The organism is Ruegeria sp. AG6 (genome assembly GCF_056541565.1).
Genome location: NZ_JBQFYQ010000005.1, coordinates 1 through 13,139 on the forward strand (window position 1 = coordinate 1; position 13,139 = coordinate 13,139).

Sequence of the window (13,139 nt, forward strand, 5' to 3'; positions counted from 1 at the left end):
CTAAATCCTAACCTCAGATGCCCCCGGTCTCTCCCGAGCGTAACCGCCGCTTCCGCCGCGTCCCAGCGCCTCAGCAGCGCCGGTGAAGGGGTATTTACGGATTAGGCCTGAGACCTGCAACCCCCATTTTCAAAAAACTTTGCATTTCGCATCGATTTCTTGTGTTTGTTAATTAAAACAGTAAGTTACATTAACAAATCAAGATCTTCAGACCGCCTGGAACGTGCGGATATCCCAGGAAGGAACCCCAAAACTTGCCCTTGCGGGGGAATCGAGGGGTTCGGCAGACAGAAACGATCTGCAAAACCTTTCTGCACCTTGCGTACAGCCCGGATCTGACCATCAAGAAAAGGCTGGGTTACGCAAATACTGACTTTGGGTCACAGTTGTTTTTTTGCTCCATTAACGCACTCTCACCGGGAAGGTGGTAACCCTGCCCGACCAGTCAAAGAAACGAAAACGCCGCAAGAGGTGCGCAAGACAGCATGGATTTCGATTATATCATCGTAGGCGGCGGTTCGGCCGGATCGGTTCTGGCCAACCGCCTGAGCGAAGATCCATCCACAAGTGTTTGCCTGCTTGAAGCAGGTGGCGGTGGGAAAAGCCTTTTCGTCAGAATGCCTGCGGCTGTTGTTACCGCACTTCCGGGGCGTCCCAGAATCAACAACTGGGCCTTTGAAACGGTCCCGCAGCCCGGTCTGAAGGGGCGCAGAGGATATCAACCGCGCGGCAAGGCACTCGGCGGCTCGAGCGCGATCAACGCCATGTTGTATGTAAGAGGTCAGCGGCAGGACTATGATGGCTGGGCCGATCTGGGCTGCGACGGCTGGGACTGGGACAGTGTATTGCCTTACTTCAAACGGGCCGAGAACAATGAGCTTGGCGCCGACAGCGTGCATGGTGACAGCGGGCCGTTGCAGGTTTCACGGCAAAAAGAGCCTCGTCCAATCACCCATGCGTTCATTCAAGCCGCACAGCAGTTGCAACACCGCCATACCGAAGACTTCAACCGGGGCGACAACGAAGGCGTCGGTCTATATCAGGTTACCCAGTTTCACGACCCGGCAAAGAATGGGGAACGGTGTTCCGCGGCAGCTGGTTTTCTTTTCCCGGTTTCCGACCGACCGAACCTGACGGTCATCACGCATGCACATGCAAGAAGGCTGTGCTTTGAGGGCAAGCGCGCAACGGGCGTTGTATACCGGGTGAGAGGCAAGGGCGCAGACATCACCATTCGGGCGAAACGCGAAGTCCTGCTGTGCGCAGGGGCCTTGAAAACGCCGCAACTGCTTCAGGTTTCAGGTGTTGGCGCAAAAAGCGACCTTGATCCGCACGGAATCGCGGTTCACCACGAACTGCCTGGCGTGGGACGAAACTTGCAGGATCATCTGGATTTCGCGTTGATCTTCAAAACCACAGACACCGACAATTTTGGTATCGGCCCGGCAGGGGCAGCGCGGTTGTTGCGACATATTCAACGGTGGAGCAAGACGGGCGTCTCGATGGCGGCGACGCCATTTGCCGAAGGCGCAGCGTTTCTGAAAACCACCCCCGATCTGGAGCGTCCCGACATTCAGCTGCATTTCACCATCGCTATGGTCGATGACCATGCCCGCAAACTGCATTACGGGTACGGGTATAGTTGCCATGTATGCAAACTGCGGCCGGAAAGTCGGGGGGCCGTAGGCCTGAACAGCGCAGACCCCACGGCGGCGCCCGCCATCGATCCGGCGTTTCTGTCGGACAAACGCGATCTGGAAACCATGATCAAAGGAGCGCGAATGGCGCGGGATATCCTCAACGCGCCGGCTTTGGCCAAGTACCGGCAAAAAGAACTGTTCGGCACTGATACCGCCCAGACCGATCAGGATTGGGAGGAGCACATCCGCGCCCGCGCCGACACGATCTATCACCCCGTGGGCACCTGCAAAATGGGCGTGGACGAAATGGCGGTCGTCGACCCCCAGCTTCGCGTCCGCGGGCTTGAAGGCCTGCGGGTCGTCGATGCCTCGGTGATGCCGACATTGGTGTCGGGCAATACAAACGCACCCACCATCATGATTGCCGAAAAAGCGGCGGACATGATCAAAGCGGCGGCGATGTAAAGACGCTACTTGCCTTTCATCAGGGCTTCCAGCCCGACACGGTAATTGGGATAGATCAGATCAATACCCAGTTCTTCCTTGATCCGGTCGTTTCGAACCCGCTTGTTTTCGTTGTAGAAACTGCGCGCCATCGGCGTCAGATCGGCGTCGTCGAACCGGACCGCAGGAGGCAGGGGCAAACCCTGCAACTCGGCTGCGTATCCTATGACATCCTGCGGCGGGACCGGTTCATCGTCACATACATTGTAGATGCTTCCCGGCTTCGGCTTCATCATCGAGGCTTCCAGGATCTGCGCGATGTCTTCCACATGAATGCGCGAAAACACCTGCCCCGGTTTGATAATGCGCCGCAATCCACCACGCTTGAGCTTGGAAAACGGACCGCGCCCCGGCCCATAGATACCCGCCAGACGGAAGATATGAACAGGCAGGCCCGGAATGGCCGACCATTGCTCCTCGGCCAGCATACGCCATCTTCCGCGCTTGGCGGTCGGTGTGGGCGGCGTGTCCTCATCCACCCAGCCACCCTGATGGTCGCCATAGACGGCCGTTGTCGACAAGTAGCCCACCCAATCGAACTGACCGGACCGCTTGGCGATTTCATCGCCCAGCACCGCCAACACTGGATCACCCGCTTCATCTGGCGCCGTCGAGATCAGCAAATGGGTCACCCCATCAAGGTTCGGTGCCTCACCCGGCCAGATCAGCGACTCGGCGCCAGAGGCCCGGATTGCATCCGTCCCTTCACGGTCTCGCGTCGTGCCAAAAATTTTCCAGCCCTTCGGGGCAAGGTTTCGGGACAGGGCTTGGGCAGAATAGCCATGGCCGAATGAAAAGAGCGTCTTGGTCATGCCCCTTTGATGATCTGCGTCGTACCGGGATGCAAGCGCCGCATGGACGCACTTGAATCGAATCTTCGATTGCGCCTTTCTGTTGGCCATGAGCAAAAAGACACCTGACCTGCATTCGGCCTATGCGCTGAGTTCTCCGGACGAGAACAGGCAGCTCTATGCGGAATGGGCAGGAGATTATGATGACGGTTTCGCCGCGCGCGAAGATTATCAGCTTCACACACACACGGCGCGGGCATTTGTCGGCGCGGGTGGTCAGGGGCCCGTTCTGGATGTCGGAGCAGGAACCGGCCTGTGCGGCGCGGTGCTGTCGGCGCTTGGCGTCGGACCCATTGATGCAACCGACATCAGCGCAGAGATGCTGGATCAGGCGATGCGCAAGGATATTTACCGGGACGCGATCGAGGGTGATCTGACACAGGGCATCCCCGTTCCGCGCCACAGCTATTCCGGCATAGTTTCATCCGGTACGTTCACACATGGTCATTTGGGCCCCGAGGTGTTGCCCGCGCTGTTACGCGTGGCCCGGCACGGGGCGCAGTTTGCCCTTTCGATCAATGCGCGCCATTTCAAGGAACTGGGTTTTGCCGACGCTTTCCGTGAATTGGAACAGGATCAGATTCGCAACCTGACCCTGCCCGAAGTCCGCATATACGGAGATCTCGCGGCTGGCCCCAACAAGGATGACACCGCTTTGATCGCTTTGTTTGAACGGGTTTGAAACCGGTTATTCGGATACAATCAGGCCACCCGCCTCGACCATGCGCATCGCTTTGCCTCAGGTCGCGTAGTCCGAACTTTCAGAATCAAGGATCGCTTTGATCTCACGCAGGTGCGCTTCGGCCTGATCGGGATAGTCGTCCAGCTCTTGCGCTGTTTTTTCGGCAATCTCATCCGACAAGACGCGCAGGGGCAGCCCGGTCTGCAAGGCACGAATGTAGGTTTCGGCCGCGCGTTCGAAATAATACAGCCTGTTGAAGGCATCCGCAGGGTCGCTGCCGATGACCAGAACACCGTGATTGCCCATGATCATGACCTTCTTCCTGGGATCGGACAGCATCCCGGCGCAGCGCTCACCCTCGCTTTCAAAGGCCAGACCTCCGAATTCTTCATCTACCACGTAACGGTTGTAAAAGGTCGCCGTGTTCTGATCGATCGGCGGCAATGAACTGTCGGCCAAAGAGGCCAGAACAGTCGCAAAGATCGAATGCACATGCATGACGCAACGCGCATGCGGGCACTGGCGGTGGATTGAGCCGTGCAGCCCCCAGGCCGTCGGGTCCGGCGCGCCAGGTTGTTCCATCACATTCGGGTCATTGGCATCCAGCAACAATAGATCCGAAGCACGAATGCGCTCAAAGTGCACCTGATTGGGGTTCATCAGAAATTGCGTGCCGTCATCGTTGACCGCCAGGCTGAAATGGTTGGCAACCGCCTCATGCATGTTCAGCCGGGCAGTCCAGCGGAAGGTGGCGGCCATATCCACGCGCTCGGACCAATGGTCGATATTGGGACGAAGACTGGTGAGGCTCATGCTTGGCTCCTTTCGCGGCTGGTCGCGGCCAAACCTGCATGGGGCCTGGCAGTTTGACCAACGAAAAAAACGCAACTATCCCATTAGCTGAACTTATGCCGAGGTTATGTAGATGCAGAACTCGCTTCCTCCGCTGGGCTGGTTGCGCACTTTCGAAGCCGCCGCGCGCCATCTCTCGTTTACCGGCGCGGCACGAGACCTGAACATGACGCAAAGCGCCGTCAGCCAGCAGATTAAATCTCTGGAAGGGCATCTGGGGCAGCCACTGTTTCTGCGCCGCCCCAAAGCTCTGGAACTGACCGAGGCCGGAATCACCTATCTGCCAGTCGTGCGAGAGGCTTTCCGGACACTGATGCGCGGAACCCGGGCGGTTACCGGTGCGCAACCAAACGCGGTTCAAGTGCAATGCAACATCAGCTTTGCCGTCAACTGGCTGGCCCCGCGCCTGCCGGCATTTCGGGCGGAACATCCGCATGTTCAATTGAACGTCTTCACCGAGCTTTGGGAACCGCGCGAAATGGCCGAAGGCGCAGCGGTCGAGATTCGGTTCTCGCTTCGTCCGTCCGACACGGTCCGAACCGAAATTCTGCGCACCGAACACTATTATCCGGTCTGCGCACCAGACTATCCGGTATGCTTGGAAAACCTCCAGGAACAGCCACTTTTCGACTGCTCCAACTTGCTGTCCAACTGGCCAAGCTGGGCGGAAGATCAGGGTCTGAATTGGGAAAATCCGTCGATAACCTACGCGACGACCTATCTGGTTTGCCTGTCAGCGGTCATGGCTGGCGGTGGTCTTTGCCTGGCACATGACACAATCGCCAGTCATCTGATTAAGCGCGGTCAGCTGGTCGCGCCGTTCAAGCACCGTGCGCGAATGCCCGAGTCCTACTATCTGCTGTTGTCCCCGCAGGCCGAGGACACACCCGGCGCCGTGGCCTTTGCCAACTGGGTGCGGCGTGAGATCGGGTCTGAGGTGTAATGGGAAACGCGCGCGCCAGAACCAAAAGACGTGCCCAACATGTATGAGGAATCCCCAACATCGAAGAACCGGGGTTGCACCCGCTGACGCATTCGTGAAAGTTGAGCCATGGAATACACACCTTTCCCAAGCTGGCCCGATGTCGCCCCCAAATTGATCGCAGTTGCAGCCGGACGCGAGGCGGCGGACATGGTCATTCAGGGCGGAACCTGGGTGAACGTACACAGCCGCGAATTGCTGCCGGATCATTCTGTGGCGATTGTTGCCGGGCGCATAGCATTCGTCGGACCGGATGCCTCGCATTGCGTGGGGCCGGATACGGAAATCATCGAAGCACAAGGGCGCTACATTCTGCCCGGCTTGTGTGATGCGCATATGCATATCGAATCCGGGATGCTCACCCCAGCCGAATTCGCCCGTGCCGTCATCCCGCATGGAACGACCAGCATGTTCACCGATCCGCATGAGATCGCCAATGTGCTGGGTCTGGACGGCGTGCGCATGATGCATGACGAAGCCATGATGCAACCGGTCAATATTTTCACTCAGATGCCATCCTGCGCGCCTTCCGCACCGGGGTTGGAGACGACGGGCTATGAGATCACGCCCGAAGACGTGGCCAAGGCGATGAACTGGCCGGGTATCATCGGGCTGGGCGAGATGATGAATTTCCCGGGCGTGATCCATGGTGATCCCAAGATACTGGCCGAGATTGCAGCCACTCAACGGGCCGGGAAAACGGTCGGAGGGCACTATGCTTCGTCTGATTTAGGGCCTGATTTTGCGGCTTACGTGGCGGGTGGCCCGGCGGATGATCACGAAGGCACATGCGAGGCCGACGCCATTGCACGGGTTCGGCAGGGGATGCGCTCGATGATGCGTCTGGGATCGGCCTGGTATGATGTGGAAAGCCAGATTACGGCCGTGACAGAAAAAGGGCTGGATCCGCGCAACTTCATTCTTTGTACAGATGACTGTCATTCCGGCACATTGGTGAATGACGGGCATATGAACCGCGTCGTGCGCCATGCCATTGCTTGCGGATGCGACCCCCTGGTCGCGCTGCAAATGGCCACGATCAACACGGCAACGCATTTCGGGCTGGAACGCGAGATCGGTTCCGTTACTCCGGGGCGGCGGGCGGATATCATCCTCAGCTCGGATCTAGCCGAACTGCCGGTTGAGATGGTGATAGCCCGCGGGCAGGTTGTCGCGGAAAACGGTGCAATCAAAGTGGATTGTCCACATCTGAACTGGCCCGAAAAATCGCGCCATACCGTTCATCTGGGGCATGCGCTGACGTCGGCCGATTTTGAGATCAAGGCACCGGAAGGGGCCAACAAAGTTCAGGCCAACGTCATCGGCGTGGTGGAAAACCAGGCCCCGACCAAGGCGTTGAAGGCCGAATTGCCGATCATTGGCGGGCTGGTCGAGGGCGAAGGCGAGGTGTGCCAGATCGCGCTGGTCGAGCGGCACCGGGCCACCGGGGGCGTCACCAACGCTTTTGTTTCGGGCTTTGGCTATCAGGGAAAAATGGCCATGGCCTCGACCGTGGCGCATGACAGTCATCACATGATCGTCGTCGGTACGGACCGCGATCAGATGGCGCTGGCCGCCAACCGTCTGGCCGAAGTGGGCGGTGGCATCACCTTGTTCCGGGACGGGCAGGAACTGGCGCTGGTCGAACTGCCGATCGCAGGCCTGATGTCCGACAGTCCCGCCGCCGAAGTCGCGGCCAAGGCCGACAGGATGGTGCAGGCGATGCAGGACTGCGGCTGCCATCTGAACAACGCGTACATGCAGCATTCTTTGCTGGCGCTGGTCGTGATTCCCGAGCTTCGAATATCGGATCTCGGGTTGGTCGACGTACGCACATTCGAAAAAATAGAACTTCTGGAACCATTGGCATGACGACACTCCTGACACCACAAGCACCTGCGCCAGAACAGTTTACCGATCCCGCCGCCGCTGTCGCCCGGTTGGAAGAGCTGTACGTGCAGGCGACCAATTTCCTGTGCGACAGCTTTGCGGACGCCATGGAAAATGGGGCACCTGCCGCACGATTCAGAGCCTATTATCCGGAAATTCGCATCAGAACCTCGACCTATTCCCAAGTCGACAGCCGCCTGAGCTTTGGCCATGTGTCTGAACCTGGTGTTCATGCCACGACGGTGACGCGCCCGGATCTGTTCAGATCCTACCTGACCCAACAGATTGCCCTGTTAATCAAGAACCATGGTCAGCCTGTGACAATTGCGGCGTCGGACACACCGATTCCGGTGCATTTTGCCGTGGCAAACAATCCCGATCTGGTCGTGCCTCATCAGGGCGCAGCCGACTTCACCCTGCGCGATGTGTTTGATGTTCCGGACCTGACAACCACCAATGATGACATCGTCAATGGCGTGCATGTCCATGAGGATGCTGTTGGGCCCTTGTCCCTTTTCACCGCCCAGCGCGTGGATTATTCGCTTGCCAGATTGGCGCACTACACCGCCACCGATGCAGGTCACTTTCAGAATCACGTGTTGTTTACGAACTACCAGTTCTATGTCTCGGAATTCGAAAACTACGCCCGAGAACAATTGGCGGACCCTGCCAGCGGCTATACCAGCTTTGTTTCAACCGGCAATGCCGAAATCACAGACCCCAAAGCACCTATCGAACAACCGCTGAAACTGCCGCAAATGCCGACCTATCACCTGAAGCGCAAAGATGGTTCGGGGATTACTTTGGTGAACATCGGTGTTGGCCCATCCAATGCAAAAACCGCCACCGACCATATCGCCGTTCTGCGCCCGCACGCGTGGCTGATGGTTGGCCATTGCGCCGGGTTGCGCAATACGCAGGCATTGGGCGATTTCGTTCTGGCCCACGCCTATCTGCGCGAAGACAAGGTCCTGGATGACGATCTGCCCGTCTGGGTGCCGATCCCGCCTCTGGCCGAAGTTCAGGTGGCGCTGGAACACGCCGTGGCCGAGGTGACGGAACTGGAAGGGTATGAGCTTAAACGGATCATGCGGACGGGCACTGTGGCCTCGGTCGACAACCGAAACTGGGAATTGCGTGATCAGTCCGGCCCGGTCCAGCGACTCAGCCAATCCCGGGCAATCGCGCTGGATATGGAAAGTGCCACCATTGCCGCGAACGGCTATCGGTTCCGCGTTCCGTATGGCACTTTGCTGTGCGTGTCGGACAAACCCCTGCACGGAGAATTGAAGCTGCCGGGCATGGCGTCTTCGTTCTATACCACTCAGGTCAGCCGACATCTGGCCATCGGCATCAAAGCGATGGAGCATCTGCGCGGCATGCCGTTGGAGCGTTTGCACAGCCGGAAACTGCGCTCCTTCGACGAAACGGCCTTCCTCTGACGCAAAAAAGCAACGTTTTCCCCATATTTTTAGGGGTTTCAGCGCTACTATTCGTTGTGTTTGGCCACAATATCCCGTTACAGTTACGCGGTGAGGCCCTATAGATCGGGCACGTTAAGGAGACCAAGAAATGGCAAAGCCTATGACAAAGACTCAGCTGGTTGCTGCTCTCGCTGAGGAAATGGGAACCGACAAGAAATCCGCAAACTCTGCGCTGGAGGCCATCACCGGCCTGATTACCCGCGAAGTTTCGGCCGGTGGCGCAGTGACCCTGCCCGGCGTCGGCAAAATCTACTGCCGCGAGCGGCCCGAGCGTCAGGTCCGCAACCCGGCCACTGGTGAAACCTTCACCAAGGAAGCCGACAAGGTTGTGAAAATGACCATCGCCAAGGCACTGAAAGACAGCGTAAACGGCTGATTTCAACTTTTTAGCCAACGATAAAGGGCCGCCTTTGGGGGGCTCTTTTTTCTATCGTCTTGAATATTCTGTGCCTGCGGGTTTTGAACCCGTTTCGCACAACATATTTCGGTCCGGTATTCGCCACCAAGGTGAGAATGCGCCTTCAAGGGCAGCCATTGACCTGAACCTGGGTCAGAGAACTGGCAAAATCTTGCCATGGTGTTTGCGGGCCTCTTTTCAAGACTTGTCTGATCACCTTACAACTTCGTCAGTCTTCGAACCGGCAATGAAATATCTTGCAAAACTGCGTCTGTAAAAAGAAAACAACTTGGCCGTGCTTGTCCGGCAGCGCCCGTTCCGCGATTGCGGTGGGTCTTATCACTCTTGTCTCTGCCTGCGCGCAAAACACCACCAATGCGAATCTCGACCCTGAACGCCAGTTGATGGCGCTGCAAGAGGTCTCGAAAAAGCGGGCCAGAGGTCAAAGAGTATGGTGCGTGCCCTACGCCCGAGACCTCAGCGGTATTGAAATTCGCGGCAATGCGAAAGACTGGTGGGGACGGGCGCAGCAAGTGTTTGAGCGCGGCAAGGAACCGGTTGTTGGTGCGGTTATGTCGTTTCGGGCGACCCGAGGAATGCCCCTGGGCCATGTGGCTGTCGTATCCGATATCGTCACCGACCGGGAAGTCATCGTGAATCATGCCAACTGGCACCGAAACAAGGTGTCGTTGAAGATGGGCGTCAGGGACGTCTCCAAAAACAATGACTGGACGTTGGTTCGGGTTGAAAGCCAACCGGGCCACTACGGCAATCCCTACCCGGTAAACGGGTTCATCTATCCGGCGGTTGACGAATAGCCTTGCCCAACTTCATTTCACGGGCGAGTTGATCGCAGCGCGGGCAACATTCCTTTTGATCGTACCGTAAAGGCAGCCGCCGCCCGGGTTGGGATGTCGCGCGGTTGAAAAGCCCGCAGATTGTCCAAAGCCGCGATATTGTCGGTAAAAATAGAAACGGGCACCAGAGGTGCCCGTTTCTGTTCCGTGTCTCTGGTCCGGTCAGTGGACCGTTTCAACCTTGTGGAAGTCCAGATCACGATCTTCTGGCATCGAGTCGATGCTCAATACCTCTTGGCGTTTGGTGATCAGGATATAGACGACGCAAGCCAGATACAGTCCAACCACGACTGCTCCAATCCACTGGATTTGCAGCCATTGGCTTTGGAACAACAGGGTCAGGACAAACAGCAGTGCGACGTTGCCCGCCACGTAGATCGCCTTTCCGAACCGCTCGACGGTCAGGTTCAGGTTGTCTGTGTACAGACGGATCAGCGAGTCCAATGAGTTGATCACGAACGTCACACCCACGATCACCATCGCAATGTTGGTGATGCCAGCGGTACTGATGTCGTTCAGGTGGTAATAGTAAAGAACGGTGAACCAGATCCCCAGCGGGATCGACGGGAAGATCAACAGCGCCGCCAGCAACTGCCACGTGGTCAGGCCACCCACAAAGCGCGACGTAAACTGTCCGATCATGATCGACCATGCAAACCACCAGAACAGGTAGAACGCGTGATAGTCGGTCAATGGCAGGACGAACTTGTGCAGGTTGGCGAAATAGGCGCCGATATTTCTGCCGGTTTCCACAAACCCGGTCACGCCCATACCTGCGGCTGCCCACATGCCCAGAATCAGGGCAAGGAACAAAAAGGTCGAACCTACGGACAGGATGCGAACGTATTTCAGATCGGTCGAGGAATAGGCCGCCGCCAGAATGACGACAAACACGATGATGTAGAAGGTGGTAACGACGGATTCACCATCGCCGACCTCGGGCAGATAGCCGGGCAGGTAGATCAGGAACAGGCTGGCGGTGAAGGCACAGGTGCCAATGATCACCACGTTGTTGATCAGCTTGACCAGCGGGATCTCAAAGAACTTCACGCGGGGTTCGATCACGCAGAAGTAGAAGGCCGTCAGGAAATAGAAGGCCCAGATCAGAAAACCCCAGAATCCGAACTCGATCGCCAGCGGGTTGGCAAAGGCATAGGCCGGGTCATCGGCGTATCCTCCGAATTCGGTCAGTGGAAACATGATCAGGCCGACATCCAGGCCGGATGTGAACAGAATCGCGATGAACGTGAACAGATGAACCGGTGTCACGCCGACACAGCGCAGGTTCCACCATTTCACGACGAAGAAAGCGACCAGCCCCAATGCCAGCAGGACGCCGAACGATAGAATGTACTCCAGAAGCACCGACAAACCTCCCTTGATATGTCAGGTCCTGCCGCCGATATCTTTAATTGGCTGGTCAATCAATATAAACATGCGCAAGACTTTTCTTGCATCACGCATGTGTCTTTTTTGACGCGCACCGCTTGCGACCGATCCCAAAATCAGGAACAGTCCGCGCAAAGTGACAGGGGGTCTCCATGGATCTGCGCGCCATAACCATGGGGCTGACATTTGCCCTGATCTGGTCATCTGCCTTTACCTCGGCGCGTATTATCGTGGCGGATGCGTCCCCTCTGTTTTCGCTGGCCTTGAGGTTTCTGATCTCTGGTGTTCTGGGGGTCATGATTGCCCGCGCGATGGGGCAAAGCTGGCACCTGACCCGAAACCAGTGGCGCGCAACGATATTATTCGGGATCTGCCAAAATGCCCTGTATTTGGGTCTAAATTTTTATGCGATGCAAACGGTCGAGGCTTCGGTCGCGGCCATAATCGCATCCACCATGCCCTTGTTGGTGGCGCTGGCGGGGTGGTTGATTTTCGGCGAAAAGCTGCGGCCACTGGGTGTTTTGGGTCTGTTCGCCGGTTTCGCCGGAGTCGCCCTTATCATGAGCAGCCGGATCAGCGCGGGCGTTGATATGTTCGGCGTCGCGCTTTGCGGTGTGGGTGCTCTTGCCTTGACCTTCGCAACGTTGGCCGTTCGCGGTGCAACATCCGGCGGGAATTTCATGATGGTCGTTGGCCTGCAGATGCTGGTTGGTTCAGCCGCGCTGTTTGCGGCTGCTCCGGTCTTTGAAACCATTTACATCCACCCGACGTTGCCACTGGCGCTGGCCTTTACCTACACAACCCTTTTCCCCGGTTTGCTGGCGACATTGATCTGGTTCCTGCTGTTGGACCGGATCGGAGCCGTACGAGCCGCCACCTTCCACTTTTTGAACCCCGTGTTCGGGGTCACCATCGCGGCGATCCTGCTGGGCGAGAAACTCGGCGCCATGGATGCGGTTGGCGTCACCGTTACAACCCTTGGCATTCTTGCGGTTCAGCTTTCACGCCAACCCGTTCAAGGCAGCAAAGCCTCGACCTGAGACAGCAGTTTGCGGGAATCGGGTTTGACATTTGACCCGAAGGTCGCTGCGACCTCACCCTCAGAATTGATCAGGATCTTGTTGAAGTTCCACTTGGGCGTGAACCCGGTCTGCGCGGCAACGGCCTTGTAGAACGGGTGAGCGTCAGCCCCTTTGACCGGAGTGATATCCGTCATCGGCAGGGTCAGCCCATAGTTCATCTCGCAGAACTGTTTCACCTCTTCCGCGGACCCAAGTTCCTGATTGAACGAATCCGACGGAACCGCAAGAACGACCAGCCCTTTGCCGGAATAGTCCTCATGCACCCTTTGCAGAGCCTTGTATTGCCCGGTAAACCCACACTGGGACGCGGTGTTGACCACCAGGATGGGTTGGCCGCGCCACTCTTCGATGGCCAATGTGCCTCCGTCGATCGAGTCGAACTCACCGGTCAGCGGCGCCGCCTGAACGGCGCGGCCCAGCAAGATCAGGGCAGTCAAAAGCAGCAATCTCATCATGTCTTGTCCTCCCTTTTATTCAGATACGCGTGACTTTGTTGTTCAGATCACTTGCACGACTGCGAGAGCGGTTT

Annotated in this window: 12 protein-coding genes; 8 read left to right on the top strand and 4 right to left on the bottom strand. The window is 57.4% G+C overall.

Annotated features, from left to right (window positions below; genetic code table 11):
- Positions 1-485 precede the first annotated feature (485 nt).
- A complete protein-coding gene (locus ACR0I0_RS12185; RefSeq protein ID WP_480491607.1) occupies positions 486-2,105 on the top strand; it encodes a GMC family oxidoreductase in 1,620 nt (539 codons plus the stop codon).
- 5 nt (positions 2,106-2,110) lie between these two features.
- Here ACR0I0_RS12185 and ACR0I0_RS12190 read toward each other — a convergent pair whose 3' ends face one another.
- Positions 2,111-2,956: an SDR family oxidoreductase gene (locus ACR0I0_RS12190; protein ID WP_480491609.1), complete on the bottom strand. Its 846-nt coding sequence runs from the start codon at positions 2,954-2,956 to the stop codon at positions 2,111-2,113.
- 88 nt (positions 2,957-3,044) lie between these two features.
- On the opposite strand from ACR0I0_RS12190, the gene ACR0I0_RS12195 reads away from it, so the two are divergent.
- Positions 3,045-3,677 (top strand): class I SAM-dependent DNA methyltransferase, encoded by a 633-nt coding sequence (locus ACR0I0_RS12195; protein WP_480491611.1) that lies wholly within the window; start codon positions 3,045-3,047, stop codon positions 3,675-3,677.
- Positions 3,678-3,734: 57 nt separating this feature from the next.
- Here the strand turns inward: ACR0I0_RS12195 and ACR0I0_RS12200 are convergent, their stop codons facing one another.
- Positions 3,735-4,490, bottom strand: coding sequence for a class II aldolase and adducin N-terminal domain-containing protein (locus ACR0I0_RS12200; protein WP_480491613.1), 756 nt, complete (start codon positions 4,488-4,490; stop codon positions 3,735-3,737).
- A gap of 112 nt (positions 4,491-4,602) precedes the next feature.
- Here ACR0I0_RS12200 and ACR0I0_RS12205 point away from each other — a divergent pair, with 112 nt between their 5' ends.
- From ACR0I0_RS12205 to ACR0I0_RS12225, 5 genes are all read left to right on the top strand, one after another.
- Positions 4,603-5,472, top strand: a complete 870-nt coding sequence (locus ACR0I0_RS12205; protein ID WP_209835603.1) for a LysR substrate-binding domain-containing protein — start codon at positions 4,603-4,605, stop codon at positions 5,470-5,472.
- A gap of 108 nt (positions 5,473-5,580) precedes the next feature.
- Entirely contained in the window at positions 5,581-7,383 is a 1,803-nt protein-coding gene (ade, locus tag ACR0I0_RS12210; protein ID WP_480491614.1) for an adenine deaminase, read from the top strand.
- Positions 7,380-8,843, top strand: a complete 1,464-nt coding sequence (locus ACR0I0_RS12215; RefSeq protein ID WP_171635253.1) for an AMP nucleosidase — start codon at positions 7,380-7,382, stop codon at positions 8,841-8,843. The genes ade and ACR0I0_RS12215 overlap by 4 nt, the downstream gene beginning before the upstream one ends.
- Positions 8,844-8,973: 130 nt before the next feature.
- Positions 8,974-9,261: an HU family DNA-binding protein gene (locus ACR0I0_RS12220; RefSeq protein ID WP_117871130.1), complete on the top strand. Its 288-nt coding sequence runs from the start codon at positions 8,974-8,976 to the stop codon at positions 9,259-9,261.
- A 479-nt stretch (positions 9,262-9,740) separates the two neighbouring features.
- Positions 9,741-10,100: a CHAP domain-containing protein gene (locus ACR0I0_RS12225; protein WP_348539561.1), complete on the top strand. Its 360-nt coding sequence runs from the start codon at positions 9,741-9,743 to the stop codon at positions 10,098-10,100.
- Between the two features lie 201 nt (positions 10,101-10,301).
- Here the strand turns inward: ACR0I0_RS12225 and ACR0I0_RS12230 are convergent, their stop codons facing one another.
- Positions 10,302-11,498 carry a BCCT family transporter gene (locus tag ACR0I0_RS12230; protein WP_171635777.1) on the bottom strand — a complete coding sequence of 399 codons (1,197 nt, stop codon included), beginning with the start codon at positions 11,496-11,498 and terminating at the stop codon, positions 10,302-10,304.
- Positions 11,499-11,680: 182 nt separating this feature from the next.
- Here ACR0I0_RS12230 and ACR0I0_RS12235 point away from each other — a divergent pair, with 182 nt between their 5' ends.
- Positions 11,681-12,568 (top strand): DMT family transporter, encoded by an 888-nt coding sequence (locus ACR0I0_RS12235; protein WP_171635254.1) that lies wholly within the window; start codon positions 11,681-11,683, stop codon positions 12,566-12,568.
- On the opposite strand, the gene ACR0I0_RS12240 is transcribed toward ACR0I0_RS12235, so the two are convergent.
- Positions 12,544-13,065, bottom strand: coding sequence for a glutathione peroxidase (locus ACR0I0_RS12240; protein ID WP_171635255.1), 522 nt, complete (start codon positions 13,063-13,065; stop codon positions 12,544-12,546). The two genes, ACR0I0_RS12235 and ACR0I0_RS12240, sit on opposite strands and share 25 nt — an antisense overlap.
- Positions 13,066-13,139: the final 74 nt, after the last annotated feature.

What these genes read in the sequence shown, in the direction of transcription:
- ACR0I0_RS12185 (WP_480491607.1), top strand. Translation starts at nt 486, where the DNA reads ATGGATTTCGATTATATCATCGTAGGCGGCGGTTCGGCCGGATCGGTT.
- ACR0I0_RS12190 (WP_480491609.1), bottom strand. Translation starts at nt 2,956, where the DNA reads ATGACCAAGACGCTCTTTTCATTCGGCCATGGCTATTCTGCCCAAGCC.
- ACR0I0_RS12195 (WP_480491611.1), top strand. Translation starts at nt 3,045, where the DNA reads ATGAGCAAAAAGACACCTGACCTGCATTCGGCCTATGCGCTGAGTTCT.
- ACR0I0_RS12200 (WP_480491613.1), bottom strand. Translation starts at nt 4,490, where the DNA reads ATGAGCCTCACCAGTCTTCGTCCCAATATCGACCATTGGTCCGAGCGC.
- ACR0I0_RS12205 (WP_209835603.1), top strand. Translation starts at nt 4,603, where the DNA reads ATGCAGAACTCGCTTCCTCCGCTGGGCTGGTTGCGCACTTTCGAAGCC.
- ade (WP_480491614.1), top strand. Translation starts at nt 5,581, where the DNA reads ATGGAATACACACCTTTCCCAAGCTGGCCCGATGTCGCCCCCAAATTG.
- ACR0I0_RS12215 (WP_171635253.1), top strand. Translation starts at nt 7,380, where the DNA reads ATGACGACACTCCTGACACCACAAGCACCTGCGCCAGAACAGTTTACC.
- ACR0I0_RS12220 (WP_117871130.1), top strand. Translation starts at nt 8,974, where the DNA reads ATGGCAAAGCCTATGACAAAGACTCAGCTGGTTGCTGCTCTCGCTGAG.
- ACR0I0_RS12235 (WP_171635254.1), top strand. Translation starts at nt 11,681, where the DNA reads ATGGATCTGCGCGCCATAACCATGGGGCTGACATTTGCCCTGATCTGG.
- ACR0I0_RS12240 (WP_171635255.1), bottom strand. Translation starts at nt 13,065, where the DNA reads ATGATGAGATTGCTGCTTTTGACTGCCCTGATCTTGCTGGGCCGCGCC.